Genomic DNA, 16,513 nt, shown 5'->3' with positions numbered 1-16,513 from the left:
ATATTCATCATAGATGCCTTGTATCTATTTTATTCAATTTATATTTTTAGAAAATATTATACTTTTGAAAAGAAAGGTTTTTTTAAATCACATATGCTGTTGCAGCACACAACAGTCAAAAATAAGGAGGAACTTTATTCCCCCTCACGTCTTCGTTTTTAAATCATGATTTTAATCAAAATCCATGAAACAACTTATTCATGTCTTTGCATACATATTCTTTAAAATGATAGGCGCGCGCATGTTTGGCATCAAATTTAGCTTCTAAATCGCCTTTTTTGAAAATATAAACCCGATCCTCTTTACTGACTAAAAACTCTGCACCCAGTTTCATCAAAAGCGCATCTATTTTATCTTCATCTGCAATCGATTCATCTGCATTGATTTTATCGTAATTGCGTTTAATGCCTTTAATAAACATCGCGCTGCCTCTGAGAAAATAACAATGCGCGATTAAATCAGAGTCCTGCTTTTTTGCAAAGGCTTTTGATGCAATAAAGTCATGGCATTTAAAGCGCTAAGGGCAATCAACATTATTTTATAAAAACGCTTTAAATCACAATTCCTCACTTTACATTTACGTAAATCTACCTATGATGTAAAAACCGACAAAAATAACCACCAAAACACATAAACGGAATTATGTGTATGATTTACAAAAGGTTTCAAGATGAAAAAAATCCTACTCGCAAGCATTATAGCAATGAGCGCTCAATTGGCTTTTGCTGAAACTAAAACAGATGCCGTCGATCCTGAATTTGCTAAAGTGGAAGCTATGGTCAAGGCCAAAGATATGAATGGTGCCTACCAGACACTGAGCAAGCTTGCAGCAAAAGGTAATGCTCAGGCCATTTATAATTTGGGCTATCTTACTCAAACAGGTCAAGGCGTAGCGAAGGATGAGAAAAAAGCCATCCAACTCTATGAACAGGCTGCAGCCAAAGGTTACCCAGTTGCTAACTATGTTTTAGGTAAAAATTATGCAACGGGCACACTGAGCTTAAAACAAGATACCAATAAGGCCAAACAATATTTAGAACGCGCATCTTCGGCAGGGTTTGACGATGCCTCCATCGACTATGCCATTTTACTTTTTGCAGAAAATAAGCCTGAGTCAGATAAATTGGCACTCAGCAAACTTGATCCGCTGATTAAAAAAGGCAACTACCCTGCGATTCATGCCAAAGCGCTTTATGACATCAGTGCTGGCTTTAAAGCTAAAAATGAAAAGCCTATTCAGCAAGGTCTAAATAGCATTCAAGAGTTAGCGAAAAAAGGTTATGTCCCTGCATTGATGGCAGTGGGCAATATGTTTGTAAATGGCAATATCATCCCGCAAAATTTGCCTGAAGCTAAAAAAATATTTAGCGCATTAGCCAAAGAAAATATTCCGCAAGCCAAAGAATCTTTGGCAACCGTGGATAAAATGATTGCTGAACAAGCCAAAGCACCTAAAGCCAATGCGAAAAAGAGTTAATTGAGCATTAAAAAAAGCCCTGCACATGCAGGGCTTTTTCATGGGTTTAAGCAAATCTTGAGCTGATCAAAATCACGCCCACCACAGACTGATTAATACACCTGTTACGACAAAGCCCAAGATAGTACTCATCAACAAAGGCGTTAAGGTCTTTTCATTTAAGCCATACACTTGTCCTAGCATGGCAAAAATCGTCGGCATCGGTAATGCGGCAATAATCGTCCCTGCATATAACATCTCTTGGCTGACATCGGTCAAATAACGTAAGCCTAAATAAGTCAGTAAAGGCATCACCAAGTTGCTTGAAATCACCAAATAGAAGCTCTGAGCATTCACATACTTTAAGCTCATACCGACAATCCCTCCACCAATTGCAAACAGTGCCAGTGGTGAAGCCGTTTGACCTAACATCGCTAGTACATCATTGATTTGATGAGGCAAACGGATTTGGAAAATTGCAAATCCAATCCCTAACATTACCCCTGCAAAGAGTGGATTTTTTAACAGGGTCATTAAGGTATTTTTGATGATGTCGCCAATATTGGCTTTTTGCTGTGAACTTCCTAATTGTGCAAGGACCAGCACCGTTGGAATCAGTAGCACACTTTCAATGATGACGATTAATGAGGTATAGGTCATCGCATTTTGACCGACCAACAAGCTTAGCACTGCAGTGCCAATTAAGCCTGTATTTGACATGCCAGCGCCTAGTGACAGTACCGCTGTTTGCGACATATTATTTTTAAAATGTGTCGACAATAGCCAATAGGCCATGCCATACAGTAAAAACGTGACTCCGGTATAAACAAAGAAATAGCCGGGATACCAAATTTGATGCAAATCTTTAGAAGCTAATGACTGAAAAAACAAAGCAGGCAGTGCAATCTTAATCACAAATGCGCCAATGGTTCCAACTTGTTCTTTGCTCAATAAACTAAATTTTACAGACAGATATCCCAAGGCCAAAAGAAAAAAGATTGGACCAATCACCTCAAAGACCATACGAAATATCCTGTGTAATAGACTCAGCCATCCACACCCTCAACCTGAGAGTGTAGATCGGACCTCTATTTTGAAAATTAGAAAGCCGTAAATTGACTTCTTTGTGCATGCGGCTGACAGCGTAAGTACTGCGGAGAAATTTTTAAATTTTCACCGAGTTCTGCAGCAGCATGCCATGGCCAACGCGGGTCATATTGAATTGCACGAGCTAGACCAATCGCATCTGCCATACCATATTGTAAGATGCCTTCGGCTTGCATTGCTTCGGTAATTAAACCCACAGCAATTACGGGAACCTGAACGGCTTGCTTAATGGCTTCAGCAAAAGGCACTTGATAACTGGCTTGTAATTGAATTTTTTGCGCAACATCTAAGCCGCCACTAGAAACATGAATATAGGCTGTTCCTAGTTGTGCAAGCGCTTTTGACAAGCCAATTGCCGAGTCTAGATCCCAACTCGGTGCTTCAGTATATTCCATCCAGTCAGTTGCGGAAATACGTACCCCAATTGGATAATCTTCAGGAACGGCATTTTTCATGGCTTGGAACACTTCAAGCGTCAGCCGAATGCGATTTTCCAGACTGCCACCATATTCATCGCTACGCCGATTCGACAATGGCGACATAAATTGATGCAGCAAATAACCATGTGCGGCATGTAGCTCAATTAAGTCAAAGCCTGCATCTACCGCTCGTTTTGCTGAATTGGCAAAGTCTTGAATGATCTGCTGGATTTCTTCTCGGCTTAAAGCATGGGGTGCATGATCTGTGGCATTAAAGGGCAACTCACTTGCTGAAACAGTTTGCCATCCTTGAGGGTGATCTGGGGGTAATTGTCCACGTCCTGCCCAAGGTTTATCTGTCGATGCCTTACGACCCGCATGTGCCAGTTGAATAGCAAATGGCATAGGTGAAAGTGATTTCACCTTGGACAATAGTGCCTTCATCTGTGCGCGTTGCATATCATTCCAAAGGCCGAGGTCTGCATAGCTAATGCGCCCCTCTGCCTGTACAGCCGTTGCTTCGACGATACAAAGTCCGGCACCTGACAAGGCATAATTCGCCCATTGTTGCTCATGCCAATAGCTTAACTCCCCTTGCTCATTGGCAGAATATTGACACATGGGTGCAATCACGATTCGATTACTCAGCCCCAATGTTCCAAACTGAATTGGTTGAAATAACAACGCCACATCACTCTCCTTTTAGAAGGCTTTGGTCACACTTAATCCTGCACTCCAATTCACCCCATCCGCGGGTTCAAAGAAGCGTCCGTTTCCATCATTGACGATCACTGATCCGACATAGTTCTCATCTAACAAATTATCTGCACGTACATAGGTTTTGACTTTCCAATCTGCTTGTATCCACACATAACCTGCGTTGGCAGAAACCACGGTATAGCTCGACGCGGCATCACTGTTGGCATCATCGACATAGACTTTATCCATATAGCGAACATCTAGGCCGGCATTAAAGCCAATATCTGGCTGCCAATTTAGTGCGGCAAACGCTTGGTTTTTGGCAATACCCGGAATTTTCGCACCCGATCTAATAGATGACGCTTTAGGTTTCGCTGGATCTGCAGGATTCGGTATTTCTGGAACAAAAGCATCAAATGTGGCATCGATATAACTGTAACTTGCTTGCGCACTTAAATCTCGCCATAGCTGTTTATTCCATGAAAGCTCAACACCTTCACGTAAGGTTTTATCGGCATTTCTATAGGTTGCACGCCCTTCCTCTGTCCCAGCAGAGACGATGTCATCTTGAGTTTTGCTTTGGAACAATGCTGCCGTGAAATTCCCCCATGCATTTTGTGATTTAAGCCCAAGCTCGTAGTTATCGCTACTGGCCGGTTTTAAATCAAAATTCATGCCGTCATCTTTAGAATAGGCCATTTCTGTAAAGGTCGGTGTTTCAAAACCTTTGGCATAACTGACATAGGCATTCAGTTGAGGCGCAATATTCCAGCTTACTGCTGCTGAAGGTAAAACTTTGTCATAGTCAGTTTTACCGCTGTCATCCTTATTTAAACCCACGACATATTTATCGTCAGATTCATAATGAACATTGCTATATCGTAGCCCTGTATCTAAAGTCCAATTGGGTAAAAAATTCCACGAAGCTTGGACATAGGGGTCTAAATTCCACAAGGTGTTATTTTCATTTCGACGAATATTGCCTTTCTTGCCAAAATTTCCATTGGCATCAAAATTTTCATAGCCCTTACGGTCTTCATCCATATAATCAAAGGCAAGGCCTGCAGTAAAACGCGTATTCGGCAAGAGGTCTTTGCCTGTCCAGCGAATATCTGTTCCATAATAATCACGGCTAAAATCAATCACACCACCTGCATGGCGCGCATTATTTTGTGGATTTTTGGGGATGGACTGATACTGCACCACATCACGTTGCCCCATATATACCATTGCATTAAGTTCATGCTGATCATTCAATGGTTTTTTCCACGTCAACCCAGTTTGAGTTTGGCTAATTTCCTTACGTACATCATAAGTATTATTGGCATCATTAACTTGTTTCGGATTTTGACGCAATTGCTCCCGATTCAGACCTTGTGGATCATCGGCATTGATATCCACATGATTCACAATCCAATTGACCTTGGAACCATCATCCAAATCCCACGTCAGTTTTGCATTGCTGAGTACCTTATTTGCAGCACTATGATCACGGTAGCCATCGGTTTCAAAATAAGAAGAACTCACAACATAACTAGGTTCATTGGCCTGTTCTGAGCCACCTTGCAGCACAATATCAGCACGGCTTTTATTATGACTGCCGCCTGAATAGCCGAGTTCGATGGAGTCTTTTCCAGTACCTTGCTTGGTCGTTGTTAAAATCGCCCCACCCGAAGAGTTACCATATAAAGAGGAAAATGGCCCGCCCAATACCTCGATATGATTTAAGCTACTCATATCGATATTTGACGTCTGTCCCTGACCATCCGGCATGGTCGCAGGGATTCCATCAACATATAAACGGATACCACGCACACCAAATGTTGAACGTGCGCCAAAGCCTCGCATAGACAGTTGCAAGTCTTGTGCGTAGTTTTCACGGTTATTCAGTTGCAGGCCGGGCACACCTTTTAAGGTTTCGGACAGATTTACACCCGTATTGTTATTATTTTCAGCCTGCTGTACACGGTATACCGATGCAGGTGTTTTTAACCACGTGGTATTGGTTCGTGGTGCTTCAATGGTAATCTCAGGAAGTAAAACAGGTTCCGTAGAACCTGTTTCTGCATACAGCTGTTGGCTAATACATGCCGTCAGGCAAAGTAAATGTGTCTTAAATGATGTGACGTTAAATTTACTTTGCATAGAGCACCTATTTTGACATTAGAAGATTACCTTAGAGCTTAAACCAATTAGGAAAGCATCATCAACTCGATTTGTTGAGCCTGGGTTAATCACATATTGTAAACTAGGGCGAATCATCAACCATTTCGTCGGGTTATGGCTATAGTTCAACTCGACATTATATTCTGCACTTGCATCAAATTTCTCAGCAGAAAGTCGATCATTGACATGTACACGGTTCACGCCCAAGCCAACCATATCGTTAGGTAAACGATCGGCCAATCCAATGTATTTCAAACCCAACTGCTGTGAGTTATCAACTTTTGTGGTGACACGATCATGCCAAGTAAAATTGGCAAAGCTATGCAAACCACGTTTGCCTTCACCTGTAGACGTTAACTGTTGCTCAATCGCTACCCAACCACCAAAGGTACGATCTTCAGCTTCACCCGAAATAATGTCTTTTTGATTTTTTACATTATCTGCAGTGTTGTACATCGCACCAAAGCGGTAGCTGCCCGGTAAGCCATTCACCAATGCTTTCGGTGTCCAAATGATTTCTACAGGAATAGTTACACCATCGGCATCATCGGTATCCAAATTCCAACCATGGCGTTCCAAAGCATTTTCAGGGTTGTATTCATACACACCCGCTTGTACAGCAAGTTCTGGGCTAAGCTCTTGCTTCACACGTGCGCCCCACTGTGAAACTGGGGTATTCATCCAAATATTGCCTTGCCATTTACCCATTTGCGCAGCGCAAAACGCAGTACTGGCAAAGTCACAGCCCATCACGTTAAAGTCCATGCCCAAACCTAAACGGCCTGCTTTAATGCTTAAGCCTTGCTGTTTAAATTGCTTTTCAATAGACAGTTCAGATAAGCGAGTTTTCTGATTACCACGACCAAAATTGGCTTGTGCATTTGCCAATTGAGGAACATCCCCTTGCAAATCACGAACTGAGGTACTTTGACCTTGACGAGCAGTCATTACAGCACGCACAGTCACGCCATCCCAACCTGCAAGTTTTTCCATATCAAGCTGTGTACCTAACCACAATTGGCTGGCTACCGTTGCTGAATGTCCCGGATTACGACCGCCATCGGCAAGATAGGCAGCATCAGCAGCAATATTGGCCTCAAACTTCACACCTTGTTGTGCAAGTTCGTTACGTTTACCATCCCAATCCCCGAGCATGTACTGATCTTTAGTGTCGAATGCTTCTGCGGCGTGAACATGTGTCATGGCTGCTGCAACAAATGCAGGTAGAAGAGCTAGACTGTATTTTTTCATGGTAAAACCTAAATCTGGAGAGAGTCTCTAGACAAGCCACATGGCTTGAAATCTAATGTCACAAAAATTACATAATTTTTCACGTTCTATCTCAGCATTATTTTTATCATTCACAAAACTTTAATTTATCAATAAGTGACTTTAAATAAATCTATTGTTATGTAATATTTTTAGTGATTATTTTTCAATATCTTATATATCTATTAATTCAATTGTTTAACTTCTGATCGCTTTTTCAAACTCATTATTGTGACTTGTTGGTTTATTATTCTCACAATTAATAATCAATAACCTATTCATACACTCCCTTAGGCCGCGATGAAACTTGCATTATGTAGGGCTAGACCCAATAGTATGCATAACTTGAATGATCCATTGCTTCGACTTTTATGCCTGAATTACCAGAAGTAGAAACCACTAAAACCAGTTTATTGCCATTATTGAATGAAAAGGTTCTCAAAGTTGAGGTTTTTCAGTCGAGCCTGCGTTGGCCTATTCCTGACGACATTCAAAAACTCGTCGGACAAAAGCTGCTTCAGCTCAGCCGTCGATCAAAATATATTTTGGCTGAATTTGAACAGGACAGCATGTTGTGGCATTTGGGCATGTCTGGCAGTTTTCGGATTTGTGAAGGTCATGAAGCATTACGAAAGCATGATCATCTGGTGATTCATTTTGAAGATATGCAATTACGCTATCACGATCCACGCCGTTTTGGCTGTATTTTATGGTTAGATGCATCATCTCAAAGCAAACTGATTGACACGCTTGGCCCTGAACCGCTGAGTGATGACTTTAATGCTGAATACTTATTCCAAAAATTTAAAAATAAGCAGACCAGTATCAAAGTATCGATCATGGACAATCACATCGTAGTCGGTGTGGGCAATATCTATGCAACGGAAAGCTTATTTAACTTAGGCATACACCCTGCGCAGCCTGCATCAAGTTTGAGTTTTGAACAAGTTGAAAAAATGGTCATCGAAATCAAACGTATTTTAAAACAGGCAATTGATTTAGGCGGTTCGACGTTACGTGATTACACCAATGCGATGGGCGAAAATGGTTATTTCCAACAAACTCTGCTCGCCTACGGACGTGCCGGTGAAATGTGCATCAACTGTGAAACCATCTTGCACAATATCAAACTAGGGCAACGTGCATCGGTGTTTTGCCCAGAGTGTCAGCCTTTAAAAAAGGTTAAAATGCTGACTAAGAAAACCGTGAAAGGAAATAAAGCATGAAGTCTGCGATTGTTCGCCACATATTAGTCAAAGATAAAGAACTATGTGAGCAACTGAAAAAGAAAATCAAAGGCGGTGCGGACTTTGCCAAAATTGCAAAGCAGCATTCGACATGCCCTTCGGGTAAAAAAGGCGGTGAGCTTGGCGACATTAAAAAAGGCCAACTGGTTGGTCCAATTGATAAGGCGGTATTTACCCTACCCGAACGTGAACTGCATGGTCCGATCAAAAGCCAATTTGGCTGGCATTTATTAGAAATTAAGTTTCGGATGTAACATAGCACCCACATTGAACATGCTATAACGAGTATATCGCGAATATGTGCTTTTCATCTTAAAGCACATAATCCCAGTATTTTTTTCAATCGTTCAGAACATTGGCTGGCGGTTTTCAATCATATAATATAAATCATAGCAACCAGATAACATTGCACTAAATCAATTCTACTTAATAATAAATAAAGGACATTCCATTGGGCTATTACAACTATTTTCGTCTTGGCACTGTCGATACAACAGATTTTACAATCATTCGAGGTGAACGAAAGCATGCACTTATCCAAGCATTATATGATGATCAAGATATGAACCCTCATGGTGAAGTCCAGTTGGCACTAGATTTAGATGGGAATCGTAACGATGAATCAAAATGGTATGATGCGATACAGCAAATTAGCAAATTATCCAAAAATCACCCTTTAGTCTTATTTATATTAGGTCAACAAGCCTGCGCACCCGAATCACCTGAAGAAGCAAATGAAGTATTTACAGGCATTCGAAATGGCATTGTTTTTTCGACATCAGAACCTAAGTTTATGAAAATGACGCCTCAACAAAATTCACAATAAAAAACGGCGCTTTAAGCGCCGTTTTCACTGCTAAAGGATTAACCTTTACGTTTTAATTCATCACGAATTTCACGAAGTAATTCGATATCTTCTGGAGTCGCCTCTGGAGCTGGCTCTTCAACTTTTTGACGGCGCAATTTGTTCATCAATTTCACTAACCAGAATACGACCCATGCCAAAAGCAAGAAGTTGATTAAGATAGTTAAGAAGTTACCGTAAGCCAACACATTAAGGCCTGCATCCTGTGCTGCTTTGAGCGTGGTGAGGTTATTTGGATTATCGCCCAATACTAAGAACCAATTTGAATAATCAACGTCACCACCAAGGATCCAAGAAATAAAAGGCATGATAATGTCTTTTACCATGGAATCGATGATTTTACCGAAAGCACCACCAATGATGACACCTACAGCCAAGTCCATCACGTTGCCTTTTACGGCAAATTCTCTAAATTCTTGAATAATACTCATGTGATCTCCAGAAATTTTTTCAGCTTTAATTTTGTGACGAAGTATACATTATATCTGTATAACTATTTCCACCTAATTTACTTGGTTTATATTAGATTCTAAATACCATGTATAAAAATTCACACAAAACATTTTTGATTTTGGTAATACATTCTATTAAAAAGGATTTATCAAAATTATACATGTCGAATTAAATGAATAAAGTCATTCAATTTTTGCATTTTTATTCAAAACACCCATGCATAAAAAAACCGCTAACCTAAGTCAGCGGTTTTTTTGAAACTGTAAAATTAACCGTTACGGTTACGTTTACGTTCGTTTTCAGTCAACCAGCGTTTACGGATACGAATTGACTTAGGAGTTACTTCAACTAATTCGTCATCTTCAATGAATTCAAGCGCTTGTTCAAGCGTAAATTCAATGTGCGGAACAAGAGTCAACGCATCATCAGTACCTGAAGCACGTACGTTAGTTAACTGTTTCGCTTTAGTTGGGTTAACAGTCATGTCGTCTGAACGCGAGTTAATACCAACGATCATACCTTCATAAACTTCTAACTGAGGTTTAGCGAATAGACGGCCACGGTCTTGTAAGCTGAATAGCGCATAGCCCAAGCAAGTACCTTGAACCATAGAAATCAACACACCGTTTTGACGTTTCGCCACAGTACCTTGTTTCATAGGACCGTAGTGCGAGAAGCTTGAAGTCATGATACCTGTACCTGAAGTCATAGTTAAGAATTCAGAACGGAAACCAATCAAACCACGTGAAGGAACTGTTGCTTCAATACGGATACGGCCTTTACCGTCAACTTCCATATTGGTCATTTCACCTTTACGGTGACCCATTTGTTCCATTACAGCGCCTTGGTGCTGCTCTTCAACGTCAAACGTTACGTTTTCGTATGGCTCTTGTTTTTCACCATCAATTTCTTTGATGATTACTTGTGGACGTGATACGCCCATTTCGAAGCCTTCACGACGCATGTTTTCAATAAGAACTGAAAGGTGAAGCTCACCACGACCAGATACTTTGAAACGGTCAGGACTGTCAGTATCTTCAACACGTAATGCTACGTTGTGAATCAATTCGCGATCTAGACGTTCACGGATATTACGTGAAGTTACGAATTTACCTTCTTTACCAGCAAACGGTGAGTTGTTTACTTGGAAAGTCATCGATACTGTAGGTTCGTCTACAGAAAGTGCAGGTAAAGCTTCAACTGCTTTTGGATCACAGATTGTGTCAGAGATATGAAGTTCATCAATACCCGTTACACAAACGATGTCACCAGCAGAAGCTGATTCAACATCGATACGCTCTAAACCATGGTAACCCATGATTTTTAAGATACGACCGTTACGTGTTTTACCGTCTTTGTCGATTACAGTTACAGGAGTGTTTAATTTCACTGAACCACGTTGAATACGACCAACACCGATAACACCTACGAAGCTGTTATAGTCAAGTGAAGACACTTGCATTTGGAATGGACCGTCAACGTCAACCGCTGGTGGTTCAACGATGTCTACAATTGTTTCGAACAATGGAGTCATGTCTTCAGCAAGTTCTTCTGGAGATGGACCAGCCACACCACGAAGACCTGAAGCATATACAACTGGGAAGTCTAACTGTTCGTCAGAACCACCAAGGTTGTCGAACAAATCGAATACTTGGTCAATTACCCAGTCTGGACGAGCGTTTGGCTTGTCGACTTTGTTAATAATTACGATTGGTTTCAAACCACGTGCGAACGCTTTTTGCGTTACGAAACGAGTTTGTGGCATTGGGCCTTCTTGAGAGTCAACAAGAAGAAGTACGCAGTCAACCATTGACATTACACGTTCTACTTCACCACCGAAGTCGGCGTGTCCCGGGGTGTCCACGATATTGATACGGTATTCAGTATCAGTACGTTTGTCTAACCATTTGATTGCAGTGTTTTTTGCAAGAATGGTAATACCACGTTCGCTTTCAATAGCGCCCGAATCCATTACACGTTCGATCTCGCCTGCGCGATCGCCAAGAGCACCTGATTGCTGTAAAAGTTTGTCTACAAGAGTAGTTTTACCATGGTCGACGTGCGCGATGATGGCAATGTTACGGAGAGTTTTAATATCTGACATGTGAATTCGATACGCCTAAAGTTTGAGGGCAAATTATACAGAAAAAATATAGATTTTAGTAGTGACAGTTTATTGACAATCGCATTTTTTTTGACGACTGGCACGCTTTTGGTTTTGTAAAGCTGTGTAAACAGATTAGAATAGCGCCACCTAGCCTTAATTTTCAGTGCCGCATGTCTGATTTAAACCAATCTCCCGAAGCAAAAGATCAACTCGATTTAGTCTATGGATTGAATGATCGACCAAAACCTTTTATTGCTTTCCTCGCTGCGTTTCAACATTTATTGGCCATTATTGTCCCAATTGTGACGCCGGGTCTGCTGATCTGTTTGGCACTTGGTGTGTCAAAAGAAGACACCAATATGATTCTTTCGATGTCATTGGTGATCTCTGGTATCGCAACCTTTTTACAATGTAAAAAAGTCGGTCCATTTGGTGCAGGTCTACTGATTGTACAAGGAACCAGCTTTAACTTTATTGGTCCTATTATCGGTATTGGTTCTGCAATGGTTGCGGCAGGTACACCTGTAGAAGCAGTGATGGCATCTATCTTTGGTGTGGTGATCGCGGGTTCATTCATTGAAATGGGCGTATCACGGATCTTACCGTGGGTGAAAAAACTGATCACTCCATTGGTAACAGGTATCGTGGTGTTATTGATTGGTCTGACTTTAATTAAAGAAGGCCTGATCAGCATGGGTGGTGGTTATCAAGCCATGGGCGATAAAACATTTGCCAATGCAGACAACCTCATCATGTCTTGTACCGTTTTGGCACTTATCATTTTACTGAACCGTGTACGTATTACATGGGTAAAGAGTTCTGCCATCCTGATTGCTTTGGTCGTCGGTTACATCCTTGCAGGCTTTATGGGACATTTAAACTTTGATGGCTTAAAAGATGCGCCACTGGTTCAAATTCCAACACCGATGCACTTTGGCTTAAGCTTCTCTTGGAGCTTGTTCATTCCAATGGCATTTATCTACCTTGTGACATCCTTGGAAGCGATTGGTGATATTACCGCGACTTCTAAGCTTTCAAATCAAGCTGTAGATGGTCCTGAATGGATGAAGCGTATTAAAGGTGGTGTATTGGTGAATGGTGCAAACTCATTCCTTGCCGGTATCTTTAACACGTTCCCAAGTTCTGTATTTGCGCAAAACAACGGTGTCATTCAGTTAACAGGTGTTGCAAGCCGCTATGTGGGCATTTGGATTGCTGCCCTTTTGGTTATTTTAGGCTTACTTCCTGCTGTAGCAGGTGTCATTCAAGCGGTTCCACAAGCCGTGCTTGGTGGTGCTGTGATGGTAATGTTTGGTGCTGTAGCAGCCTCGGGTATCAATATCTTGTCAGGCATTCATTTAGACCGCCGCGCACTATTAATCATTGCGATTTCATTGGCATTGGGTCTAGGTGTTGCACAAGTACCACAAATCCTTGAACATCTTCCTGAATTGTTCCGTAATATCTTCAGTTCAGGCGTTGCCACTGGTGGTATCGCTGCCCTTATTTTGAATATTGTTCTTCCTGAAGTGAAGAAGTAAGTTCATTTGTCAAAGAACACTGCCTAGGTTCCGCCCTAGGCAGTGTTTTTTATGATGGAGAAATCTATGGATCTCACAAGTGAAGTCGTTATACGACAGATCGATTTATTACAAGATCGCGTGCTTTTCGTAAATGCACCGACAGATGACTTACTCAGTCAATTGAATGACAATATTAAGCCATCGATTTGGTGCTGGAATTTTAATGATTTTCAGTACTTTCAAAATCAACAGTCAAACGTCCATTTTGGTGTCGATTTTCCTGAAGGTCAGTTTGATCAAGCGGTTATTTTTGTTCCGAAATCAAAAGAACTGCTAAATTATTTATTACACAATGTCGCAAGTCATCTTGCTCAAGGTGCATCTATTTTCCTCGTGGGTGAGAAAAAAGGCGGTGTTGAACGCGCTGCAAAACAATTACAGCCCTTTGGTAAAACACTAAAAATTGATAGCGCGCGTCACTGTCAAATGTGGCAAACCCTATTGGAAAAAACTGTCACACTGAAGCCACTGCAAGATTGGGTGCAAAAATATCCAGTTGAAACCCCAAATGGTGAGCTTACGATTTGCGCACTGCCGGGTGTCTTTAGCCAGAACCGTTTAGATGTGGGTACGGCTACCTTATTGCCTTATTTATCACAGATGACTTCGGGCAAAATTGCTGATTTTGGCTGTGGAGCGGGTGTTATCAGTGCATATTTAGCCAAACTGAATCCTAAAAATCGTATTTTTGCCATGGATGTAGATGCCTTTGCACTGGCGTCTACACAAATGACATTTGAACAAAATTTGCTTGAACCTGAACAACTTGAAATTAAAGCGGTCACAGGAATCGAGGATGCACCACTATTTTTACATGCCATAGTCAGCAATCCACCCTTCCATCAAGGGATTCAAACCGACTACAATGCCAGTGAAAATCTATGCAAAACTTCGCGCAGACATTTGAAGTCTGGGGGTGAGCTTTGGATTGTTGCCAACCGATTCCTCAATTATCCGACTTTAATTGAGCAGCATTATGGTCAATGTACAATCAAAGCCGACCAACAAGGATTTAAAGTCTTGTTTGCGAGCACGCAAAAAAATCTTAAGGAACAATGATGAGCGAAACTCAAAAACCAGCTCAGCTTCAGCGTAAGTTGGGTGCTCGCCATCTCAACATGATTGCAATTGGTGGATCAATTGGTACAGGTTTATTCCTTGCCTCAGGTGCAACCATTGCCAATGCAGGCCCGGGTGGCGCCCTGCTCGCATACTGCTTAATTGGTATCATGATTTACTTCTTGATGACCAGTTTAGGTGAGCTTGCAACACATAACCCAACTTCGGGTGCATTCTTTACCTACGGCACCAAATATGTCGAGGGCGGTTTCGGCTTCGCTTTGGGTTGGAACTATTGGTACAACTGGGCGATTACCGTGGCATTTGAATTGGTCGCAGTCCAATTCATTATGAAATTCTGGTTTCCAGATATTCCGGGCTTTTACTGGAGTGCGATTTTCCTCGCAATCGTCTTTGCCATTAATGCGCTGACCGTAAAAGGCTTTGGTGAATCTGAATTCTTCTTCTCGCTTGTTAAAGTGCTCGCAATTGTTGCCTTTATCATTATCGGTCTGTTTATGATTGGCAAAATCATGCTGACACCGGGTGTAGAAACATTTGCCAACTGGAGCAAGGGTGAAGCCCCATTTGTCGGTGGTTTATCTGCCTTGATTGGTGTCGCCATGATTGCCGGTTTCTCTTTCCAAGGGACTGAAATGGTTGGTGTGGCTGCAGGTGAATCGAAAGATCCTGAAAAGACCATTCCTATTGCCATCAAGCAAATTTTCTGGCGTATCTTGTTGTTTTATATCGTGTGTATTTTCATTATCGGCACTCTTATTGCCTATGATGACCCACGTTTATTACAAGCAGCATCTACTGAAAATATTGCACTATCACCATTTACCTTACTGTATGAAAAAGCAGGTTTTGCCTTTGCTGCATCGGTGATGAATGCGGTGATCTTGACTGCGATTTTATCAGCGGGTAACTCTGGTATGTACTCCTCTACCCGTATGCTGTTTGATATGGCACGTAAAGGCAGTGCGCCGAAAGTCTTTGGTCGCTTAGATGCACGTGGCGTACCAATGAATGCACTTTATGCAACTACAGCGATTGCGGCACTGTGCTTCTTAACCACATTTATCGGTGAACAAGCGGTCTTTAACTGGTTACTGAACATGTCAGGTATGTGTGGCTTTATTGTGTGGCTCGGTATTGCAGTTTCACATTATCGCTTCCGTAAAGGCTACTTGGCTCAAGGCAATAAATTGGAAGATCTTGCTTACCGTGCAAAATTCTTCCCATTTGCACCGTGGTTTGCCTTTATTTTGTGTGCCATCGTGGTCCTTGGTCAGAACTATCAAGCCGTTTTAGATGGTGAGTGGTTGGCCGTTGTTTCTACCTATATTGGTATTTTCTTATTCCTTGCCATTTGGTTCGGTTATAAGTGGAAACACAAAACTAAGTTGGTTTCCTATCAAGAAATGGATGTAAAACCAATGAAAGTTGATCAAGAATAATGTGATCATTGAATAAAAATAAGCAGCTTCAGGGCTGCTTTTTTATGGCTAAAATTGTATCTCAATACATTCACGCTTTAACAAAATGCTTAGTGTCTATTTAAAGGTAAGCGTCCGCTGAACACACCTTATGAATTCATCCTATAAGCCTTAATTTAGTCCCCACTTAGAAACAAGTGGGGACTTAAATTTATGACTACAAATCATCAGACATCCATCGCATCTCTTGCGAAAAAACGAAGAACATACAGTGCTGAATTTAAACAGCAGATCGTTCAGGCTTGTAAAGCACCGGACGTTTCAATTGCTTCAGTCGCTTTGCAACATGGATTGAATACAAATCTTGTATCCAAATGGATTCGCTTAATTGATGCTAAGCCAGGGAGTGATCGCACACCACTACCGAATAAACCTGCATTTATTGCCTTATCTTGCTCTGCACCATTAGATCCTACTCCTACTGACATGTTAAAAGTTCAAATTACTTTACCCAACTCAAAAGCAGAAATTGGCTTGAAATGGCAAGTATCAGAAATATCTGCTTTAGCAGAATTACTCAAGGCACTTGCAACATGATCCGCATTGATGAAATCTGGTTGTCTACTCAGCCCATGGACATG

15 protein-coding genes are annotated in these 16,513 nt (G+C 41.4%); 8 read left to right on the top strand and 7 right to left on the bottom strand.

Annotation, left to right across the window (positions count from 1 at the left end; all coding sequences use genetic code 11):
- Positions 1–175: 175 nt before the first annotated feature.
- Positions 176–421 carry a hypothetical protein gene (locus FTU83_RS04705; protein WP_078191141.1) on the bottom strand — a complete coding sequence of 82 codons (246 nt, stop codon included), beginning with the start codon at positions 419–421 and terminating at the stop codon, positions 176–178.
- A 249-nt stretch (positions 422–670) separates the two neighbouring features.
- Between FTU83_RS04705 and FTU83_RS04700 the strand changes: the two genes are divergently transcribed.
- A complete protein-coding gene (locus FTU83_RS04700; protein WP_180027264.1) occupies positions 671–1,477 on the top strand; it encodes a tetratricopeptide repeat protein in 807 nt (268 codons plus the stop codon).
- 72 nt (positions 1,478–1,549) lie between these two features.
- On the opposite strand, the gene FTU83_RS04695 is transcribed toward FTU83_RS04700, so the two are convergent.
- From FTU83_RS04695 to FTU83_RS04680, 4 genes are all read right to left on the bottom strand, one after another.
- Complete coding sequence (locus FTU83_RS04695) at positions 1,550–2,479, bottom strand: AEC family transporter (RefSeq protein ID WP_180105793.1); 930 nt, start codon at positions 2,477–2,479, stop codon at positions 1,550–1,552.
- Positions 2,480–2,556: 77 nt separating this feature from the next.
- Entirely contained in the window at positions 2,557–3,672 is a 1,116-nt protein-coding gene (locus FTU83_RS04690) for an NADH:flavin oxidoreductase/NADH oxidase (protein WP_180105792.1), read from the bottom strand.
- Positions 3,673–3,684: 12 nt separating this feature from the next.
- Positions 3,685–5,826 (bottom strand): TonB-dependent receptor, encoded by a 2,142-nt coding sequence (locus tag FTU83_RS04685; protein WP_180105791.1) that lies wholly within the window; start codon positions 5,824–5,826, stop codon positions 3,685–3,687.
- Positions 5,827–5,844: 18 nt separating this feature from the next.
- A complete protein-coding gene (locus FTU83_RS04680) occupies positions 5,845–7,098 on the bottom strand; it encodes a carbohydrate porin (RefSeq protein WP_180008494.1) in 1,254 nt (417 codons plus the stop codon).
- 389 nt (positions 7,099–7,487) lie between these two features.
- On the opposite strand from FTU83_RS04680, the gene mutM reads away from it, so the two are divergent.
- The 3 genes from mutM (at position 7,488) to FTU83_RS04665 (ending at position 9,189) form a co-directional block, all read left to right on the top strand.
- Positions 7,488–8,342 carry a bifunctional DNA-formamidopyrimidine glycosylase/DNA-(apurinic or apyrimidinic site) lyase gene (mutM, locus tag FTU83_RS04675; RefSeq protein ID WP_180008496.1) on the top strand — a complete coding sequence of 285 codons (855 nt, stop codon included), beginning with the start codon at positions 7,488–7,490 and terminating at the stop codon, positions 8,340–8,342.
- Positions 8,339–8,617, top strand: a complete 279-nt coding sequence (locus FTU83_RS04670) for a peptidylprolyl isomerase (RefSeq protein WP_078192338.1) — start codon at positions 8,339–8,341, stop codon at positions 8,615–8,617. Before mutM ends, FTU83_RS04670 begins: the two co-directional genes overlap by 4 nt.
- Before the next feature lie 197 nt (positions 8,618–8,814).
- Complete coding sequence (locus tag FTU83_RS04665; RefSeq protein WP_005007840.1) at positions 8,815–9,189, top strand: hypothetical protein; 375 nt, start codon at positions 8,815–8,817, stop codon at positions 9,187–9,189.
- 38 nt (positions 9,190–9,227) lie between these two features.
- On the opposite strand, the gene mscL is transcribed toward FTU83_RS04665, so the two are convergent.
- Both mscL and typA read right to left on the bottom strand, forming a co-directional pair.
- Positions 9,228–9,659, bottom strand: coding sequence for a large conductance mechanosensitive channel protein MscL (gene mscL, locus FTU83_RS04660; protein WP_078192339.1), 432 nt, complete (start codon positions 9,657–9,659; stop codon positions 9,228–9,230).
- Positions 9,660–9,949: 290 nt separating this feature from the next.
- The gene (gene typA, locus FTU83_RS04655; RefSeq protein WP_180008500.1) at positions 9,950–11,785 is read right to left on the bottom strand and encodes a translational GTPase TypA; all 1,836 of its coding nucleotides are present in this window, start codon (positions 11,783–11,785) and stop codon (positions 9,950–9,952) included.
- A gap of 173 nt (positions 11,786–11,958) precedes the next feature.
- Between typA and FTU83_RS04650 the strand changes: the two genes are divergently transcribed.
- The 4 genes from FTU83_RS04650 to FTU83_RS04635 all read left to right on the top strand — a co-directional run bounded on the left by FTU83_RS04650 (position 11,959) and on the right by FTU83_RS04635 (position 16,469).
- Positions 11,959–13,329 (top strand): uracil-xanthine permease family protein, encoded by a 1,371-nt coding sequence (locus FTU83_RS04650; RefSeq protein WP_078191151.1) that lies wholly within the window; start codon positions 11,959–11,961, stop codon positions 13,327–13,329.
- 66 nt (positions 13,330–13,395) lie between these two features.
- Positions 13,396–14,430 carry a methyltransferase gene (locus FTU83_RS04645; RefSeq protein ID WP_168378529.1) on the top strand — a complete coding sequence of 345 codons (1,035 nt, stop codon included), beginning with the start codon at positions 13,396–13,398 and terminating at the stop codon, positions 14,428–14,430.
- A complete protein-coding gene (locus tag FTU83_RS04640; RefSeq protein ID WP_180005021.1) occupies positions 14,430–15,893 on the top strand; it encodes an amino acid permease in 1,464 nt (487 codons plus the stop codon). The genes FTU83_RS04645 and FTU83_RS04640 overlap by 1 nt, the downstream gene beginning before the upstream one ends.
- Before the next feature lie 192 nt (positions 15,894–16,085).
- Positions 16,086–16,469 (top strand): transposase, encoded by a 384-nt coding sequence (locus FTU83_RS04635; RefSeq protein WP_180105790.1) that lies wholly within the window; start codon positions 16,086–16,088, stop codon positions 16,467–16,469.
- The last annotated feature ends 44 nt before the right edge of the window (positions 16,470–16,513 follow it).

It is taken from the genome of Acinetobacter sp. YH12152 (assembly GCF_013418285.1).
GTDB classification, from domain to species: Bacteria; Pseudomonadota; Gammaproteobacteria; order Pseudomonadales; family Moraxellaceae; genus Acinetobacter; species Acinetobacter amyesii.
Note: the sequence above shows the minus strand (reverse complement) of the source record. Positions and strands in the feature narration are given on the sequence as shown.

What these genes read in the sequence shown, in the direction of transcription:
- FTU83_RS04705 (WP_078191141.1), bottom strand. Translation starts at nt 421, where the DNA reads ATGTTTATTAAAGGCATTAAACGCAATTACGATAAAATCAATGCAGAT.
- FTU83_RS04700 (WP_180027264.1), top strand. Translation starts at nt 671, where the DNA reads ATGAAAAAAATCCTACTCGCAAGCATTATAGCAATGAGCGCTCAATTG.
- FTU83_RS04695 (WP_180105793.1), bottom strand. Translation starts at nt 2,479, where the DNA reads ATGGTCTTTGAGGTGATTGGTCCAATCTTTTTTCTTTTGGCCTTGGGA.
- FTU83_RS04685 (WP_180105791.1), bottom strand. Translation starts at nt 5,826, where the DNA reads ATGCAAAGTAAATTTAACGTCACATCATTTAAGACACATTTACTTTGC.
- FTU83_RS04680 (WP_180008494.1), bottom strand. Translation starts at nt 7,098, where the DNA reads ATGAAAAAATACAGTCTAGCTCTTCTACCTGCATTTGTTGCAGCAGCC.
- mutM (WP_180008496.1), top strand. Translation starts at nt 7,488, where the DNA reads ATGCCTGAATTACCAGAAGTAGAAACCACTAAAACCAGTTTATTGCCA.
- FTU83_RS04670 (WP_078192338.1), top strand. Translation starts at nt 8,339, where the DNA reads ATGAAGTCTGCGATTGTTCGCCACATATTAGTCAAAGATAAAGAACTA.
- mscL (WP_078192339.1), bottom strand. Translation starts at nt 9,659, where the DNA reads ATGAGTATTATTCAAGAATTTAGAGAATTTGCCGTAAAAGGCAACGTG.
- typA (WP_180008500.1), bottom strand. Translation starts at nt 11,785, where the DNA reads ATGTCAGATATTAAAACTCTCCGTAACATTGCCATCATCGCGCACGTC.
- FTU83_RS04650 (WP_078191151.1), top strand. Translation starts at nt 11,959, where the DNA reads ATGTCTGATTTAAACCAATCTCCCGAAGCAAAAGATCAACTCGATTTA.
- FTU83_RS04645 (WP_168378529.1), top strand. Translation starts at nt 13,396, where the DNA reads ATGGATCTCACAAGTGAAGTCGTTATACGACAGATCGATTTATTACAA.
- FTU83_RS04640 (WP_180005021.1), top strand. Translation starts at nt 14,430, where the DNA reads ATGAGCGAAACTCAAAAACCAGCTCAGCTTCAGCGTAAGTTGGGTGCT.
- FTU83_RS04635 (WP_180105790.1), top strand. Translation starts at nt 16,086, where the DNA reads ATGACTACAAATCATCAGACATCCATCGCATCTCTTGCGAAAAAACGA.